The organism is Duganella radicis, from assembly GCF_009720825.1.
In the GTDB taxonomy this organism is placed as follows: domain Bacteria; phylum Pseudomonadota; class Gammaproteobacteria; order Burkholderiales; family Burkholderiaceae_D; genus Rugamonas; species Rugamonas radicis.
In genome coordinates this window covers 36,413-52,333 of the sequence record NZ_WNKY01000019.1, presented here as the reverse complement: position 1 = coordinate 52,333, position 15,921 = coordinate 36,413, and the positions used below count along the sequence as shown (strand labels likewise).

The window sequence follows — 15,921 nt, the reverse complement described above, 5'->3', positions numbered from 1 at the left end:
ATCCGACGCGAGTCGGGACGGGTGCTCGTTGCTACGGGTTTTACAGGACGCCGGCTTCTTGCAGCGCCGCGCGGACAGCTGCGTGGCAGTCCGCCGCCAGCGGCACCAGCGGCAGGCGGATGCCGCCTGGCATCTTGCCCATTTCCGCCAAGGCCCACTTGACTGGCACCGGATTCGGTTCGATGAACAGTTTCTGGTGCAGCGGGAAGACCTTGTTGTTGAGCGCGACAGCGGTGGCGATGTCGCCGGCGATCGCGGCGCGGCACATGTCGGCCATGGCGCGCGGGGCCACGTTGGCGGTGACCGAGATGTTGCCGGCGCCGCCGCCCAGCATCAGGGCCATGGCGGTCGGATCGTCGCCCGAGTAGACGGCGAACGATTTCGGCGCCAGGCGCAGCAGGTCGTAGCCGCGGCCGATGTTGCCGGTGGCGTCTTTCACGCCGACGATGTTCGGGATTTGCGCCAGGCGCAGAATGGTCTCGTTGCTCATGTCGGCCACGGTGCGGCCCGGCACGTTGTACAGGATCACCGGCAGGTCCACCGCCTCGGCGATGGCCTTGAAGTGCTGGTACATGCCTTCCTGGGTAGGACGGTTGTAGTACGGCACCACCTGCAGGGTGGCGTCCGCACCGGCTTCCTTGGCGTAGCGGGTCAGCTTGATCGCCTCGGCGGTCGAGTTGCCACCGGCGCCGGCGATGATGGGAATGCGGCCCTTGGCGTGGGCGACCGTCGCCTTGATCAGCGCGCAGTGCTCTTCCACGCTCACGGTGGCCGATTCACCGGTGGTGCCGGCGATGACGATGCTGTCCGTACCTTCGGCGATGTGCCAGTCGATCAGCTGATTCAAACCCTCGAAGTCCAGACTGCCGTCTGCGTGCATCGGGGTGACGATTGCTACGATGCTGCCCTTAATCATAGGAAACCACTGCGTAAAGTATTAAAACAACGATTGTAGTCGATAGCTTGCGCCCGTGGTGCATCCGGGGCAGATATCGACGCTCAAAATGGCGGTAATAGCGCCGCCTCTCGGGGAAAATCGGGCTTCACGGCGCATAGTCGTTGCACCATGGCAGCTTTTGGCTCGGTAATCACACCATCTTCGAAGGCGATCACGCGCAGGCCATGCTCGCGCGCCAGTTCCAGCAACTCGCCCGCTTGCAGCAGGAAGGCCGGGTTGGATGGCTTGCCGAACTGCGCGTTACCGTCTGCGAAGGTCTCGTAAATCAGCACGCCGTTGGGCGCCAGGCTGGCCAGCATGTCGGCAATTAGCGGCCGATGCAGGTAGTTTGTCACCACGATGCCGGCGAATCGCTGTGGGCCGAAGGGCCAGGCCGCGCCGTCCTCTTCCAGATCGATGGCGCTGGTGGTGATGCCGGGGCCGGCTGCGGCGGCCAGGGCGGTGGTGTCGCGGTCGACCGCCACCACTTCATGGCCCAACGCGGCCATGTGGCGTGAATGGCGGCCGCTGCCGCAGGCGAGGTCCAGCACCGCGCCGCCCGGGACCAGCGGGGCGTAGCGCCGCACCCAGGGAGAAATCTGATCGCTCATGCTCATGTGTAGGCCAGCCCCATGGCTTCGCGCACGTCGCGCATGGTTTCCAGCGCCAGCTTGCGGGCGGCGTCATTGCCATCGGCAACGATGGCGCGCACCAGCGACGGGTCGTCCAGGTAGGCCTGGGCGCGTTCGTGCATGGGCTCCTGTTCCTTGATGATGGCGTCGATCACTGGCTGTTTGCATTCGATGCAGCCGATGCCGGCGGATTTACATCCTTTTACCACCCATTCCTGGGTCGGCTGGTCGGAATACACCTGATGGAACTGCCAGACCGGGCAGCGGGCGGGGTCGCCGGCGTCGGTGCGGCGCACGCGCGCCGGATCGGTCGGCATGGTCTTGATCTTTTTGCTGACCGCGTCCTTGTCCTCGCGCAGGGCGATCGCGTTGCCATAGCTCTTGGACATCTTGCGGCCGTCCAGGCCCGGCAGGCGCGAGGCCTCAGTCAGGCGCGCGTGCGGTTCGACCAGGATCAGCTTGCGGCTGCCTTCGAGGTAGCCGAACAGGCGTTCGCGGTCGCCCATGGACAGGCTCTGCGCATCGTCCAGCATGGCCTTGGCCTGCTCCAGCGCTGCTTCCTTGCCGTCCTGCTGGTATTCGGTGCGCAGTTCGTTGTAGAGCTTGGCACGCTTGCTGCCCAGCTTTTTGACGGCATCCTGCGCCTTCTCCTCGAATCCTTTTTCTTTGCCGTACAAGTGGTTAAAACGGCGCGCAATTTCGCGCATCATTTCAATGTGCGGCACCTGATCCTCGCCCACCGGCACCTGGCTGGCGCGGTAGATCAGCACATCCGCGGCCTGGAGCAGCGGATAGCCGAGGAAGCCGTAGGTTGCGAGGTCTTTATTGGCCAGATTGTCGATCTGGTCCTTGTAGGTCGGCACGCGCTCCAGCCAGCCCAGCGGCGTGGCCATGGACAGCAGCAGGTGCAGTTCGGCGTGCTCGGGCACGCGCGACTGGATGAAGAGGGTCGATTGCGACGGGTCGATGCCGGCGGCCAGCCAGTCGATCACCATGTCCCAGGTGCTGCGCTCGATGACGGACGGGTCGTCGTAGTGCGTGGTCAGCGCGTGCCAGTCGGCCACGAAGAACAGGCACGGCAGCTCGGTCTGCATCTTGATCCAGTTTTTCAGCGCGCCGTGGTAATGGCCCAGATGCATGGAGCCGGTGGGACGCATGCCGGATACTACGCGGTCGGGATACATAGTCGGCTCAGCTAAAAAGGTACATCAGGGGAGTGACCAGCAGGTGCCAGACGCTTTGCACGATGTGCATGCCGCCGACCAGGAAGCCGGTCAGCAGGCCGAACTGCATCATCAGGATCAGCGCAATGAAAATATACACGCCATAGCGTTCGATACGGGCAAAGCGGCGCGCCATCGGCATCGGCAACAGGCCGGTGACGATGCGGCCGCCGTCCAGCGGCGGCACCGGAATCAGGTTGAACACGCACATGGCGGAGTTGACGCCGATGCCGGCCTTGGCCATCTGCACGAAGAAGTCATGCTGGTCCATGCCGAATACATAGCTGAGGATCACCCACAGCACCATCCAGCCCAGGCCCATGGCGAAGTTGGCGGCCGGGCCGGCGGCGGCCACGAAGGCCATCTGTTTTTTCGGATTGCGCAGGCGGCCGAAATCGACCGGCACCGGCTTGGCGTAGCCCAGCGCGGGCAAGCCCACCAGGCTCAGCACCAGCGGCAGCAGGATGGTGCCAAAGGGATCGATGTGTTTCAGCGGATTGGCGGTCAGGCGGCCGAGATCGGCGGCGGTGGGGTCGCCGAAATAGCGGGCGACGTATCCGTGTGCGGCTTCGTGCAGGGAAATTGCAAAAAGAACAGGGATCAGATAGACCGTGATGGTCTGGATAATACTGTCGGTTTCGTTCATGGAGGGGATTTTACCAGAGGTGCCGAGCCCGCCTTGCGGAGGGCTCAGAGTCCGAATGCGGCGGCGTCGCCACGGCCCTGGCGTACCAGTTCCGCGGTGTCGCCGGTCAGGTCGATCACGGTGGTCGGCTCCATGCTGCATGCGCCGCCGTCGATGATCAGCTCCAGCTGCTTGCCCAGGCGTGCGCAAATCTCATCGGCATCATTCAGGGGCTCGTCCTCGTCCGGCATGATCAGGGTAGTGCCCAGCAGCGGCTGGTCCAGCTCGGCCAGCAAGGCGTTGATGATGGCGTCTTCCGGCACCCGCAGGCCGATGGTCTTGCGTGAAGGATGGCTGAGCCGGCGCGGCACGCACTTGGTCGCTTCGAGAATAAAGGTGAACGGCCCCGGCGTGGCCGCCTTCAGCAGACGGAACTGGCGGTTGTCCACGCGGGCGTACACGCCCAGCTCGCTCAGATCGCGGCACAGCAGGGTCAGATGGTGTTTTTCGTCGATGCCGCGGATGCGGCGCAAGCGCTCGACCGCGCCCTTGTCGTCCAGATGGCACACCAGCGCGTAGCAGGAATCGGTCGGCACGGCGACGATGCCGCCGCCGTGGATGATCTGCGCCGCCTGCTTGATCAGGCGGGCCTGCGGATTGACCGGATGGATCTGGAAGAATTGGCTCATGCTTAAGATTGTACGCTACGCAAGGCCGCGATACGTTCTTCAAACGGGGGGTGGGTCGAGAACAGCGCGCCCCAGCCGCCACGGCCGGCGCTGATGCCGGACGCGGCAAACGACTGCGGCAACTGGCCCGGCTCCACGCCGTTCAGGCGCGCCAGCGCGTGCTGCATCGGCAGCGTGCTGCCCAGCAACTTGGCCGAACCGGCGTCGGCGCGGAATTCGCGCTGGCGCGAGAACCAGGCCACGATCAGCGAGGCCACCAGGCCGAACACGATCTCGCACACGAACACGGTGATCATGTAGCCGATGCCGGGCCCGCGGCGCTCTTCATTCTTGTTGAGCATGCTGTCGACGAAGAAGCCGACGATACGCGCCAGGAACACCACGAAGGTATTGGTCACGCCCTGAATCAGGGTCATGGTCACCATGTCGCCGTTGGCGATGTGGGCGACCTCGTGGCCCAGCACGGCCTCCACCTCGTCGCGGTTCATGCTTTGCAGCAGGCCGGTCGAGACGGCGACCAGCGCCGAGTTCTTGAAGGCGCCGGTGGCGAACGCGTTCGGTTCGCCCTCGTACACCGCCACTTCCGGCATGCCGATGCCGGCGCGCTCGGACAGCGCTTTCACGGTATTCACCAGCCACAGCTCGGTGGAATTGGATGGATTGTCGATCACGCGCGCGCCGGTCGACCACTTGGCCATGGGCTTGGAAATCAGCAGCGAGAAGATGGCGCCGGTAAAACCGACCACCAGCGAGAACGCCAGCAGGCTGCCCAGTTGCAGCGTGCTGCCCGAGCCCGGACGGCCTATGCCCAGCAGCGACAGGACGATGGACAGCACCAGCATCACAGCGAGGTTGGTGGCGATAAACAGGATAATGCGTTTCATGAGTAGGTCTCCGGGGACGGACAATTTGCCGAAATCATAAGGTAAGACCGCGCCAACGCAAAATCAAGATACAGCTACTTACATGCCATCGGTAATCGACAGGCGAAATTACCACCAATCGTGCCAGACCGGCGTGACATTGGCCGGCAGCGGCGGCAGCGCGGCGAAATCGATGCGCGATTCGCCCGGCGCGTGAAAATCGGTGCCGCGCGAGGCCAGGAAGCCGTAGTGATTGGCCAGTTGCGCGTACACCGGATACTGGTCCGGCGTGTGACTGCCGGTCACCACCTCGATGGCGGTGCCGCCCAGTTGCTTGAATTCGCTGAACAGCTCGCCCTGCGCCATCTGGGTGAAGCGGTAGCGGCCCGGATGGGCGATCACGGCGATCCCGCCGGCGTCGCGTATCCATTTCACCGACTGCGCCAGCGTGGCCCAGCAATGCGCCACGTAGCCAGGCTTGCCTTCGGACAGATACTTCTTGAACACCTCGGCCGTGCTGGCGCAAGCACCGATCTCGACCAGATAGCGCGCAAAGTGGGTGCGCGACATCAGGTCGGGATTGCCGACGTACTTGAGCGCGCCTTCGTAGGCGCCCTCGATGCCGATCAACTCCAGCTGTTTGGCAATCTCGCGGCCACGGTTGTCGCGGCCGGAACGGGTGGCGGCCAGGCCTTCCACCAAGGCCCGGTTGTTCTCGTCGATTTGCAGGCCGACGATGTGTACCGTCTCCTTGGCCCAGGTGATGGAAATCTCGACGCCGGTGACGAAGCGCATGCCCCGCGCCTCGGCGGCGGCGCGCGCGGCGGGGATGCCGCTCACCTCATCGTGGTCGGTGAGCGCCCAGACGTCGACGCCGGCCTTGCGGGCGGTTTCCGCCACAGCGGCGGGCGCCAGCACGCCGTCGGAGACGTTGGAATGACAATGCAGGTCTACTTTTAACATACTGGCATTGTATCGCGGATGCGCGCCCCCCGCGCCAGCAACTCGGCAAAGCGGACTGGATCGATATTGGAGCCGCATACCATCAGGCCCACGCGCTTGCCGGCCAGACGCTCGCGCAGCGGCCCCATCAGCCCCGCCGTGGCGACGGCGGCGGCCGGCTCGGCCACCAGCTTGGCGTCGCGGAACAGATGCAGCATGGCCAGGCAGATCTCGTCATCGGTCACGCGCACCACCTCGCTGACGAAGCGGCGGCAGACATTGAAACTGTAGTCCATGGCGTACGGCGCGCCGAGGCTGTCGGCCACGGTGTCGATGCGCTCCAGCCTGGCGGGCGCGCCCGCGCGCATGCTTTGATAGAGCGCATCGGCGCCAAACGGTTCGACACCGTAGACGGCGCAATGTGGATTGGTCTGGCGCACGGCGGCCGAGATGCCGGCCAGCAGGCCGCCGCCGCCCACCGGCACCACCACCGCGTCCAGCCCCGGCACCTGCCGCATCAGCTCCAGCCCCACGGTGGCCGTGCCTTGCGCGGTCAGCGGGCCGTCGTAGGGATGCAGCATGGTGCGGCCTTCCTCGCGCACCAACTGGTCGCCGTGGGCGAAGGCGGCGTGCATGTCAGCCTTGAGCACCACCTCCGCGCCCAGCTCGCGGCAGGCATCGATGCGCGCCGGGTTGGCGTGCATCGGCATCACCACCTTGGCGCCGCAACCAGCCAGCCGCGCCGTGTAAGCCACCGCGATCGCGTGATTGCCGGCGCTGACCGCCACCACGCCGCGTGCGCGCGCCGCCTCGTCCATCGCGGCGATGTTGTTGAGCGCGCCGCGCAGCTTGAAAGTGCCGGTCTTCTGGAACAGCTCCAGCTTGAGCCAGACCTCGGTGGCGGGAAATTGTTCTTCGATGATGCCGGTCTGCCAGCGCCACACAGGCGTATGCAGGACCTTGCCGCGCAGGCGCTCGGCGGTGGCGTGGATATCGGACAGCAATGGGTAAGGCGTCATGAGATGCTCCAAAAAAACGGATTATTCAAAGGGGACTGCGCGTGTCTCCGGGGCGCCAAGCACCGGCACGCAGCCGCAGCTCAGCGACCCTGAATAATTCGAATAATGTTGGAGCGTGCGCCACCCAGCGCAGCGGGGCTGCGTTGATTGTCGGTGGCGTGAAGGGATTTCATGCGTTCAATCATGCCGAAAAAACAAACGCATGGCAAGCGATTCTTACGCGAGGAGGAATTCCTCGATCATTCGCGCCAGGTCGGCGGGCTGGTCGTGGTGGAGCATGTGGCCGGCGTCGTAGACCATTTTCTTGGTGACGTCGCGCAGGTGGCCGAGGCGGCGTTCCAGTTCCACGCGGCCGGCCGGCTTGGCGCCCATCCAGTCCCACATATTGGTCTGGTCGGCCTCCACCCACAGCACCGGCGCGGTGATCGCGCTCCAGCAGGCCATCACGTCGTCGACATGGTATGGCAGCGGGCCGGCTTGCTTGTGGATCGGGTCGCCGAGGATTTCCCATTCGCCGGCGTCGTTTTGCGCCGACCAGTGCTGGGCCAGGAAGGCGGCCTTGTCGTCGCTCAGGCGTGGATTGGTCTTTTGCAGGCGTGCGGCGACGGCGGCCTGATTCGGATAAGCGCGCATCTCCTGCTTTTCCAGCACGCTGTCCATCCACTTGGCGTAACGGCCCGGCGCCTGCTCCGGCCTGGACGAGCGCAGGCCCGCACCTTCCAGGTTGATCAGTTTTTTGACGCGCTCCGGACGCGCGCCCGCGTACAGGCCGACGATGTTGCCGCCCATGCTGTGTCCCAGCAGGTTCACGGCCTGATCCGGCGAGTAGTGGCGCAGGATGGCGTCAAGGTCGGCCAGATAATCCGGGAACCAGTAGGTATCGAGGCCGTTGCGCTGCGACAGGCCGAAGCCGCGCCAGTCCGGTGCGATCACGTGCCAGTCGTGCTTCAGCTCATCCACCACGAACTGGAACGATGCGCCCACATCCATCCAGCCGTGCATCATGAACAGCTTGGGTGCGCCCTCCTTGCCCCAGTGGCGCACGTGGCTGCGCAGGCCGCGAATGGTCAGGAATTCGGAACGGGACGGTTTGTGGGTCATGATGCGATGCCTTGAAAATGGGAGAGCCAGCGCCATATCGTAACCTTGCTGGCAGTGAAGCAAAATAATAGCACGACCGTTCGATAGTCGGGCAAACTAAAAGCCGGCGTAAAATAGCGCCATCCCACCGCACACAACCAGGTTTCCAATGCCAATATATCAACTAGGCGATCACACGCCCGAGATCGCCGCATCGTCATTTGTTGCCGAGAATGCCACTGTGATTGGCAAGGTCAGCCTGCATGAGCAGGCGTCGGTGTGGTTCGGCGCCACGCTGCGCGGCGACAACGAGCGTATCACCATCGGTGAAAATAGCAATGTGCAGGAAGGCACGGTCATGCACACGGACATGGGCTACCCGCTCACCGTGGGCCGCAACGTGACCATCGGCCACCAGGCCATGCTGCATGGCTGCACCATCGGCGACGGCTCGCTGGTCGGCATTCAGGCCGTGATCCTGAATGGCGCCAAAATCGGCAACGGTTGCCTGGTTGGCGCCGGCGCGCTGGTCACCGAGGGCAAGGAATTCCCGGACCACTCGCTGATCATCGGCGCCCCGGCCAAGGTCGCGCGCCAGCTGACGGCGGAGGAAGTCGCCGCCCTGCAAGGCAGCGCCGACAGCTATGTCAAACGCGGCCAACTGTTCAAGACGCAACTCAAAAAGATCGGATAACACAATGAGCATCACCCAGGACACCCTGCAAAAATTCATCTTCGATAACGCCGCCGTGCGTGGCGAGCTGATCGACATTTCCGCCACCTGGCGCGAAGTGCAGGCGCGTCACGACTACCCGCCCGCCGTCAAGAAGCTGCTGGGCCAGATGACGGCTGCGGCCGCGCTGCTGTCGGCCAATCTGAAATTCAATGGCTCCATCATCATGCAAATCCATGGCGACGGTCCGGTGCGCCTGCTGGTGGTCGAGTGCGACGCCGAGCTGCGCCTGCGCGCCACCGCCAAGCTGAATCCGGACGCCGCAATCGCCGACGACGCCAACCTGACTTCGCTGCTGAACGCGCACGGCAAGGGCCGTTTCATCATCACCCTGGACCCGCTGGAAAAAGTGCCGGGCCAGCAGCCGTACCAGGGCGTGGTGCCGCTGGATGGCGACGACGTGGCGACCGTCATCGAAAACTACATGCTGCGCTCGGAACAGCTGGACACCAAGCTGTGGCTGGCTGCGGACGATCATGTCTCGCGCGGCCTGCTGCTGCAAAAGCTGCCTTACCACGGCGGCAAGGCCGAAGCCACGCCGCTGAATCAGGAAGAAGCGCTGGAGACGTGGAACCGCGCGGTCATCCTCGGTTCGACGCTGAAGCAAGAGGAACTGCTGAGCACCGGCATCGACGTGCTGATCCAGCGCCTGTTCTGGGAAGAGACCATCCGCGTGTTCGATCCGCTGCATCCGCAATTCCATTGCAGCTGCACGCGCGAGAAGGTGGGCAATATGTTGAAGATGCTGGGCCGCGCGGAAGTGGACAGCGTGATTGCCGAGCACGGCACCGTAGGCGTGAACTGCGACTTCTGCGGCCAGCACTACGAGTATGACAAGGTCGACTGCGCGCAGCTGTTCGCCAGCGACGCGCCCGTCGAGACCCTGCTGCCGGCCGGCGAAGCCAAGCACTAAAATTGGGTTCCGGCGGAGGCCGGAACCTAATTTACGGGGCTTCTTTCGCGTAGCGCTGCGCCAGCACGGCGCAGACCATCAGCTGCAACTGGTGGAACAGCATCAAGGGCAGCACCACCGCGCCCAGCGCGCTGCCTGCGAACAAGACTTTGGCCATCGGCACGCCGCTGGCCAGACTCTTCTTCGATCCGCAAAACACAATCGCAATCCGGTCCTCGCGATTGAAACCGAGACGGCGCGCGGCCTGCGCGCTGATGCCCATCACCAGTCCGAGCAGCAGCACGTTAATCAGCATCAGCCCGGCCAGCGTGGCCCACGACACCTGGTGCCACAAGCCCTGCCCCACCGCCTCGCTGAACGCGGTGTACACCACCAGCAGGATCGAGCCCTGATCGACCATGCGCGTCAGCGGCTTGTGCCGCTCCACCCACGCGCCGATCCAGCGCCGCGCCACCTGGCCGGCAATGAAAGGCAGCAACAGCTGCAAGGCGATCTGCATCGCCGATTCCAGCGGCGAACCGCCCGACATCTGCGCCGAGGTCAGCAAGCCCACCAGCACCGGCGTGATGAAGATGCCGAACAAGTTGGACGCCGAGGCCGAGCAAATCGCCGCCGGCACATTGCCGCGCGCCGCCGCCGTGAAGGCGATCGACGATTGCACGGTCGACGGCAGCATGCACAGGAATAGTATGCCCAGATACAAATCCGGCGTCACCAGCGGCGTCAGCACCGGCTTCAACACCAGCCCCAGCAGCGGGAACAGCGCGAACGTACACAGCAGCACCAGCAAATGCAGACGCCAATGCGTCACGCCGGCAATCACCGCCTCGCGCGACAGCTTGGCGCCGTGCAGGAAGAACAGCAGCGACACGCCCACATGGGTGATGTTATTGAAAATCACGGCGCCCTGGCCGTGGCATGGGAACACACTGGCCGCGATCACAGTCGCGATCATCGCCAGCGTAAAGTTATCTGGCAAAAAACGGGGACGCTTCATTATTGAGGACACTTCACTTCCAGCACATCGACGGCGCCAAGGTTTTTCACATTGGTGGCGCTGCGCACGAGATCGACGCGCTCCACGCAGTTCTTGCGGATCAGGCGTTCGTACGTGCGCGTGCAGGGAATCACCGCATCGGCGCCGCTGCCGGCGTTGCAGTAAAAGCCCTCGGCCTGCATGCGCACCAGCGCCTGCTCCATCGGCATGCCGGGTTGCACGGTCTGGTTGACGAAATTGCCCAGCCTGGACTGGTCGATCGAGCAGGCCGCCAACACCAGTGGCAAGGCCGCCAACAAAAATCTGCGCATCGTAGCGTTCTCCTTATTTCCAGACAGCAGTGTAACGCATCGCGCACGTCATGATCCGGTAACACTCGGCCCCTATGATGCGCAGCGTTAATCATTCCCCAACCTGAGCAAAATATGAACAAGAAATTCCTCGCAGCCCTGACCATCCCGATGCTGGCCATGGCCGCCAACGTGGCCGCCGCCGTCGCCGACATGGCTGCGAACGACGCGCCGGAAGTCGAAGCCGCCGCCGCTGCCCCGATCGCCACCGTCGAAGTCGCCACCCGCAAAACCCGCTCCTCGGTCGAACTGAGCAAGAGCGACATGCAGAAAATCCTGCCGGGCGTGAACCCGCTGAAAGCGCTGCAAACCCTGCCGGGCGTGAGCTTCCAGACCGCCGACCCATGGGGCAACAACGAACAAAACCTGTCGCTGTTCATCCACGGCTTCAGCGGCCAGCAGCTGGGCTACACCATGGACGGCGTGCCGCTGGGCGACCAGCAGTACGGCAACTACAACGGCCTGTCGCCACAGCGCGCCATCACCAGCGAAAACGTCGGCCGCGTGATCCTGTCGTCCGGCGCCGGCGACCTGGCCACCGCCTCCACCAGCAACCTGGGCGGCACCATCGAGACCTTCTCCAGCAATCCGCTGGCCAGCCGCAACGTCGCCGTGCAGCAGACCGTGGGCAGCTACAAGACCTCGCGTACCTATCTGCGCTATGACACCGGCAACTTCGGCGACGGCAACAGCGCCTATATCTCCGGCGTGCACCACGAACAGAAAGCCTGGGACTTCAACGGCCGCCAGGGCGGCGACCAGATCAACGCCAAGTTCATCAACAGCAGCAGCCTGGGCCGCCTGACCATCTACGCCGCGTACTCGGACAAGATCGAACCGAACGAAGACAGCACCGTGCACTCGGCCACCGAGAAGTACCAGCCGTACACCCGTCCGTTCATGTACCCGAACTTCCAGCAGGCGCTGTCCTACCTGTCGGCCACCGGCGCCACGCCTCCAGCGGAAGGCAACAACTACCGCAACTACTACAGCGACGCCCAGCGTACCGATTACCTGACCTACGCCAAGTTCGAAACCAATCTGACCGACACCACCTCGTGGACCAACCAGATCTACTATCACAATGACGACGGCGTCGGCGTGGTGGCCGGTCCGATCGGCGTGGCCGGCCTGCCGGCGCTGTTCGCGGTCTACTTCCCGGGCCAGAACCTGAAACAGGTGTTCGGCAACTCGGGCTACGCCACCCGCACCACCGAGTACGCCATCAACCGCAACGGCTGGATGTCGACCCTGAACACCGAGCTGGGCGACCACAAGCTGCAAGCCGGCTTCTGGCTGGAGCACAACCGCTCGTCGGCCTATCGCCGCTGGTACGCGCTGGATGTGAACAATCCAAGCTCGCCATACGACCGTCCAGGCAATCCGCTGATCACCCAGTACGGCAGCGAGATCAACAACAAAGTCGCCCAGCTGCATCTGCAAGACGAGTGGCGCGTGTCGCCGGACTTCGCGCTGCAGGCCGGCTTCAAATCCAGCCTGCAATTTGCCGAAGGCCAGTTCCCGGTGCAGCCGAAAGTGGGCGCCATCGCCAACTCGAACGCGTTGCCGGTCGGTGAGATCATCACCAAGAAATGGTTCCTGCCGCAGATCGGCGGCCGCTGGGACATCACCGCGCAAGACCAGGCCTTCTTCAACGTGCAGAAAAACATGCGCCAGTTCGTGACCTACGGTGGCGGCGGCGTGTCGCCATGGAGCTTGTCGAGCCAGGGCGCGTTCGACCTGTTCAAGGCCACCGCCAAGCCGGAAACCTCGATCACCTACGAAGCCGGCCTGCGCACCAGCCACCAGCTGAACTGGGGTGCGCTGAGCGCGTTTGACGGCCAGGTCAACGTCTACCACGTCGACTTCAAGGACCGTCTGCTGCAAATCAGCCCGACCTCGGTGATCACCTCCATCATCGGCGGCAACCTGGCGGTGCTGACCAACGTCGGCAGCGTGAAAACCAACGGCATCGACCTGTCTGGCACCCTGCACTTTGGCCGCAACTTCTCGCTGTACAACGCGCTGTCGTATAACCAGTCCAAGTACGACGACAACTACGTCAGCGGCAAGGACACCGTGTTCACCGCCGGCAAAAAAGTGCCGGGCAGCCCGGAATGGATGGATAAATTCGTCGCCACCCTGACCGTGGCCGACACCGAATTCCAGCTGAGCGGCGACTATGTCGGCAAGCGCTACGCCACCTACACCAACGACCTGTCCGTGAAGAGCTACTTCCTGACCAACCTGGGCGTCTCGGGCAAGCTGGCGTTCCTGAACGGCGGCTGGGTCAAGAACGCGCGCTACCGCCTGAACGTGACCAACCTGACCAACAAAGAGGGCGACCTCAACGTGGTGGTGGGCGCGGCCAGCGGCACGTACAATACCTTCCCTATCGCCCCACGCCAGGGCTTCCTGACCTTGATGGCAGACTTCTGATGAACACACTTTATTTGCCCAAGCGACTCTCGCGTCGCGGCTTCATCCAGACGGCGGCGGTGGCCGGCGGCTCGCTGCTGCTGTCCTCCTCCGCGCTGGCCAAAGGCGTGACCGCGCTGACGGCGGGCACGGCAGCGGCGAGCGGCAATGCCGACCTGTCCGGCCTGCCGGGCATCGCCCCGGTGGGTACGGGCGCTGGCCGTCCGCTGGTGTTCGGCCACCGTGGCGCCAGCGCGCTGCGTCCGGAGCACACGCTGGCGTCGTACGCCAAAGCGATCGCCGACGGCGCCGACTATGTCGAGCCGGATCTGGTCAGCACCAAGGATGGCGTGCTGGTGGCGCGCCACGAAGCGTTTTTGAGCGAAACCACGGACGTCGCCAGCCATCCGGAATTTGCCAGCCGCAAGACGCGCAAGACCATCGACGGCGAAACGCACGAAGGCTGGTTCGTGGACGACTTCACGCTGGCCGAATTGAAAACGCTGCGCGCGGTGGAACGCATCCCGCAATACCGTCCGGGCAGCGCCGAATACAACGGCATGTTCCAGGTGGTGACGTTTGAAGAAATCATCGACTTCGTGGCGGCGGAATCGGCGGCGCGCGGGCGTATCGTCGGCATCGTGCCGGAGCTCAAGCATTCGACCTACTTTGCCAGCGTGGGTTTGCCGCTGGAAGACCGCTTCCTGGCGATATTGAGCGCGCACGACTACACGCGCCGCAACCCGGTGGAAATCCAGTCGTTTGAAATCGCCAACCTGAAATACCTGCGGGGCAAACTGGGGCGACGCGCCAATCTGCGGCTGATGCAACTGGTGATCACTGAGAACGTACGTCCGATGGACGTGGTGGCGGCTGGCGGCACGCTGACGTTCGCGCAAATGCTGACGCCGGCGGGCCTGAAAGACATCGCGCAATATGCCGACGTGGTGGCGCCGCCGACGCGCGCGGTCATCCCGTTGAACAAAGACGGGTCGCTGGCCGGGCCATCGTCGCTGGTGGAAGACGCGCACAAAGCGGGTCTGCGCGTGGAGCCATGGACCTTCCGTCCAGAAAACAACTTCCTGGCGGCCGACTTCCGCAACAACGCGGGCAACACCGCCCGCAACGAAGCCGGCTCCATCGCCGAAATAAAGCGCTACATCGCCGCCGGCATCGACGGCTTCTTCACCGACGACCCAGCCCTCGGCCGCGCCGCCCTCGCCTAAAATTCGGGGTCAGTTCTTGCAATCCAACACGAGCTCAGCCAAATATGGCTGAGATCGTGTTGGATTGCAAGAACTGACCCCGGGTTGTTTATTGGCTGGCCTGGTTGTTGGCGCTGGCTTTTGGCAGCGCCACGGTCAGGTCGATCCAGGCTTGTGGCACGGGGTTTTCGCGGCTGCGCACGCCGAAGAAGCTCACTACTTCGCGGCCGTCTTTGTCGTAGAACTCGACGTTCACCACGCCCGCACGCTTGACGATGTAGCCGCTCACGAACGCGCTGTCTCGCAGGTGCAGGTTGAATTCGGGGTCCAGCACGTTGAAGTAGCCGCCCGCTTCCTGCACTTTGTTGATTTTGCCGCTGTAGATCTGAATCGCCGAGTCGTTGCCCAGGAAGGCCATGATGTCGATCTGCTGTTTGGCCGCCTGCTCCAGCAGTTGGCGCACAGCCTGCGGCGTAATGCGCTGCACTTTGTCCACCGGTCCCAGACGCAGCCCCTGTTCACGCGTCACGCCGAATTCGCTCAGCAGACGGTTGAACTGGTGGACGTCGTTGATTTCGTTCCACGCCAGCTGGAATTCTTTCACGTCCACCGCGCTGTCCGGCTTCTCGGCTTTTTTCACCGGCGCCGCCGCCACTTTCAGGTCGGCGCTTTGCACCGGGTTGCGGAAGTCGGCCACGATTTTGTCGAACACGGCTACGCCGGCGTCGCTCTTCACGTATACCTTGTGCACGGCATTGCCGCTGGCGTCGAAGAATTGCAGGCTGCGCGACACCGCGCCGTCCTTGCCCGGCTGTGCCACCGCAAACGCGTATTTCCAGTTTTTGAAGGTGAAACGCAGGTCGATCTCGCCCCCCAGATAGCCCCCGGCAATGTTGCGCATGCGCGCTTCACGCTCTTTTTCCTTGTCCGCATCGAGGCCGGTCACTTCTTCCTGCGGTTTCATGTGCGTCGCCACGCCGGTGCGCTCCAGGATGCCGTTCTCATTGCGCGTCAGCGCCATGACTTTGCCGAGGTCGAGCGCGCGGCGCATGATTTCGCGCGGCACGTTGTCGCCTTCCTGCAAGCGGGTGACGGTTTTGCCGATGCCGTTGGCGGCCAGCAGTTCCGCTTCCGACACGTTCAACCTGGCCGCAGCGTCACGCAGCGCCAGCTTGGGTTGCTCGGTGCGCAGCGCTTCGTAGCGTTCGGTCAGACTGGCTGCGCCCGCCGGCAATGACGAGATCAGCATGGCGCCAGTCAGGGCCAGGGCAAATCGGTGGTGGGGTTTCATAGGC

16 protein-coding genes are annotated in these 15,921 nt (G+C 63.7%); 4 read left to right on the top strand and 12 right to left on the bottom strand.

Annotation, left to right across the window (positions count from 1 at the left end):
• Nucleotides 1-40: 40 nt before the first annotated feature.
• From dapA to GM676_RS17655, 9 genes are all read right to left on the bottom strand, one after another.
• A complete protein-coding gene (gene dapA / locus GM676_RS17695) occupies nucleotides 41-916 on the bottom strand; it encodes a 4-hydroxy-tetrahydrodipicolinate synthase (protein ID WP_155465073.1) in 876 nt (291 codons plus the stop codon).
• A gap of 83 nt (nucleotides 917-999) precedes the next feature.
• The gene (locus tag GM676_RS17690; RefSeq protein ID WP_155465164.1) at nucleotides 1,000-1,548 is read right to left on the bottom strand and encodes a class I SAM-dependent methyltransferase; all 549 of its coding nucleotides are present in this window, start codon (nucleotides 1,546-1,548) and stop codon (nucleotides 1,000-1,002) included.
• Between the two features lie 2 nt (nucleotides 1,549-1,550).
• Nucleotides 1,551-2,753: a tryptophan--tRNA ligase gene (locus tag GM676_RS17685; RefSeq protein ID WP_155465072.1), complete on the bottom strand. Its 1,203-nt coding sequence runs from the start codon at nucleotides 2,751-2,753 to the stop codon at nucleotides 1,551-1,553.
• Nucleotides 2,754-2,760: 7 nt separating this feature from the next.
• Nucleotides 2,761-3,438 (bottom strand): site-2 protease family protein, encoded by a 678-nt coding sequence (locus GM676_RS17680; protein WP_155465071.1) that lies wholly within the window; start codon nucleotides 3,436-3,438, stop codon nucleotides 2,761-2,763.
• Nucleotides 3,439-3,482: 44 nt separating this feature from the next.
• Complete coding sequence (locus GM676_RS17675; protein ID WP_155465070.1) at nucleotides 3,483-4,106, bottom strand: L-threonylcarbamoyladenylate synthase; 624 nt, start codon at nucleotides 4,104-4,106, stop codon at nucleotides 3,483-3,485.
• Nucleotides 4,107-4,108: 2 nt separating this feature from the next.
• On the bottom strand, nucleotides 4,109-4,990 hold the full coding sequence (htpX, locus tag GM676_RS17670) for a protease HtpX (RefSeq protein ID WP_155465069.1): 882 nt from the start codon (nucleotides 4,988-4,990) through the stop codon (nucleotides 4,109-4,111).
• Nucleotides 4,991-5,098: 108 nt separating this feature from the next.
• A complete protein-coding gene (locus GM676_RS17665) occupies nucleotides 5,099-5,932 on the bottom strand; it encodes a 3',5'-nucleoside bisphosphate phosphatase (RefSeq protein ID WP_155465068.1) in 834 nt (277 codons plus the stop codon).
• Nucleotides 5,926-6,930 carry a threonine ammonia-lyase gene (locus GM676_RS17660; protein WP_155465067.1) on the bottom strand — a complete coding sequence of 335 codons (1,005 nt, stop codon included), beginning with the start codon at nucleotides 6,928-6,930 and terminating at the stop codon, nucleotides 5,926-5,928. The genes GM676_RS17665 and GM676_RS17660 overlap by 7 nt, the downstream gene beginning before the upstream one ends.
• Nucleotides 6,931-7,146: 216 nt before the next feature.
• The gene (locus GM676_RS17655; RefSeq protein WP_155465066.1) at nucleotides 7,147-8,031 is read right to left on the bottom strand and encodes an alpha/beta fold hydrolase; all 885 of its coding nucleotides are present in this window, start codon (nucleotides 8,029-8,031) and stop codon (nucleotides 7,147-7,149) included.
• 148 nt (nucleotides 8,032-8,179) lie between these two features.
• On the opposite strand from GM676_RS17655, the gene GM676_RS17650 reads away from it, so the two are divergent.
• Nucleotides 8,180-8,704 (top strand): gamma carbonic anhydrase family protein, encoded by a 525-nt coding sequence (locus tag GM676_RS17650; protein WP_155465065.1) that lies wholly within the window; start codon nucleotides 8,180-8,182, stop codon nucleotides 8,702-8,704.
• A 4-nt stretch (nucleotides 8,705-8,708) separates the two neighbouring features.
• A complete protein-coding gene (gene hslO / locus GM676_RS17645; RefSeq protein ID WP_155465064.1) occupies nucleotides 8,709-9,656 on the top strand; it encodes an Hsp33 family molecular chaperone HslO in 948 nt (315 codons plus the stop codon).
• Nucleotides 9,657-9,687: 31 nt separating this feature from the next.
• On the opposite strand, the gene GM676_RS17640 is transcribed toward hslO, so the two are convergent.
• The gene (locus GM676_RS17640) at nucleotides 9,688-10,653 is read right to left on the bottom strand and encodes a bile acid:sodium symporter family protein (protein WP_155465063.1); all 966 of its coding nucleotides are present in this window, start codon (nucleotides 10,651-10,653) and stop codon (nucleotides 9,688-9,690) included.
• A complete protein-coding gene (locus GM676_RS17635) occupies nucleotides 10,653-10,964 on the bottom strand; it encodes a hypothetical protein (protein ID WP_155465062.1) in 312 nt (103 codons plus the stop codon). Before GM676_RS17635 ends, GM676_RS17640 begins: the two co-directional genes overlap by 1 nt.
• A gap of 114 nt (nucleotides 10,965-11,078) precedes the next feature.
• Between GM676_RS17635 and GM676_RS17630 the strand changes: the two genes are divergently transcribed.
• Nucleotides 11,079-13,442, top strand: a complete 2,364-nt coding sequence (locus tag GM676_RS17630) for a TonB-dependent receptor (protein ID WP_155465061.1) — start codon at nucleotides 11,079-11,081, stop codon at nucleotides 13,440-13,442.
• Nucleotides 13,442-14,647: a glycerophosphodiester phosphodiesterase gene (locus GM676_RS17625; RefSeq protein ID WP_155465060.1), complete on the top strand. Its 1,206-nt coding sequence runs from the start codon at nucleotides 13,442-13,444 to the stop codon at nucleotides 14,645-14,647. Before GM676_RS17630 ends, GM676_RS17625 begins: the two co-directional genes overlap by 1 nt.
• A gap of 88 nt (nucleotides 14,648-14,735) precedes the next feature.
• Here the strand turns inward: GM676_RS17625 and GM676_RS17620 are convergent, their stop codons facing one another.
• Nucleotides 14,736-15,917, bottom strand: coding sequence for a hemin-degrading factor (locus tag GM676_RS17620; RefSeq protein WP_155465059.1), 1,182 nt, complete (start codon nucleotides 15,915-15,917; stop codon nucleotides 14,736-14,738).
• Nucleotides 15,918-15,921: the final 4 nt, after the last annotated feature.

What these genes read in the sequence shown, in the direction of transcription:
- dapA (WP_155465073.1), bottom strand. Translation starts at nt 916, where the DNA reads ATGATTAAGGGCAGCATCGTAGCAATCGTCACCCCGATGCACGCAGAC.
- GM676_RS17680 (WP_155465071.1), bottom strand. Translation starts at nt 3,438, where the DNA reads ATGAACGAAACCGACAGTATTATCCAGACCATCACGGTCTATCTGATC.
- hslO (WP_155465064.1), top strand. Translation starts at nt 8,709, where the DNA reads ATGAGCATCACCCAGGACACCCTGCAAAAATTCATCTTCGATAACGCC.
- GM676_RS17690 (WP_155465164.1), bottom strand. Translation starts at nt 1,548, where the DNA reads ATGAGCGATCAGATTTCTCCCTGGGTGCGGCGCTACGCCCCGCTGGTC.
- GM676_RS17675 (WP_155465070.1), bottom strand. Translation starts at nt 4,106, where the DNA reads ATGAGCCAATTCTTCCAGATCCATCCGGTCAATCCGCAGGCCCGCCTG.
- GM676_RS17685 (WP_155465072.1), bottom strand. Translation starts at nt 2,753, where the DNA reads ATGTATCCCGACCGCGTAGTATCCGGCATGCGTCCCACCGGCTCCATG.
- GM676_RS17630 (WP_155465061.1), top strand. Translation starts at nt 11,079, where the DNA reads ATGAACAAGAAATTCCTCGCAGCCCTGACCATCCCGATGCTGGCCATG.
- GM676_RS17660 (WP_155465067.1), bottom strand. Translation starts at nt 6,930, where the DNA reads ATGACGCCTTACCCATTGCTGTCCGATATCCACGCCACCGCCGAGCGC.
- GM676_RS17665 (WP_155465068.1), bottom strand. Translation starts at nt 5,932, where the DNA reads ATGTTAAAAGTAGACCTGCATTGTCATTCCAACGTCTCCGACGGCGTG.
- htpX (WP_155465069.1), bottom strand. Translation starts at nt 4,990, where the DNA reads ATGAAACGCATTATCCTGTTTATCGCCACCAACCTCGCTGTGATGCTG.
- GM676_RS17625 (WP_155465060.1), top strand. Translation starts at nt 13,442, where the DNA reads ATGAACACACTTTATTTGCCCAAGCGACTCTCGCGTCGCGGCTTCATC.
- GM676_RS17650 (WP_155465065.1), top strand. Translation starts at nt 8,180, where the DNA reads ATGCCAATATATCAACTAGGCGATCACACGCCCGAGATCGCCGCATCG.
- GM676_RS17640 (WP_155465063.1), bottom strand. Translation starts at nt 10,653, where the DNA reads ATGAAGCGTCCCCGTTTTTTGCCAGATAACTTTACGCTGGCGATGATC.
- GM676_RS17620 (WP_155465059.1), bottom strand. Translation starts at nt 15,917, where the DNA reads ATGAAACCCCACCACCGATTTGCCCTGGCCCTGACTGGCGCCATGCTG.
- GM676_RS17635 (WP_155465062.1), bottom strand. Translation starts at nt 10,964, where the DNA reads ATGCGCAGATTTTTGTTGGCGGCCTTGCCACTGGTGTTGGCGGCCTGC.
- GM676_RS17655 (WP_155465066.1), bottom strand. Translation starts at nt 8,031, where the DNA reads ATGACCCACAAACCGTCCCGTTCCGAATTCCTGACCATTCGCGGCCTG.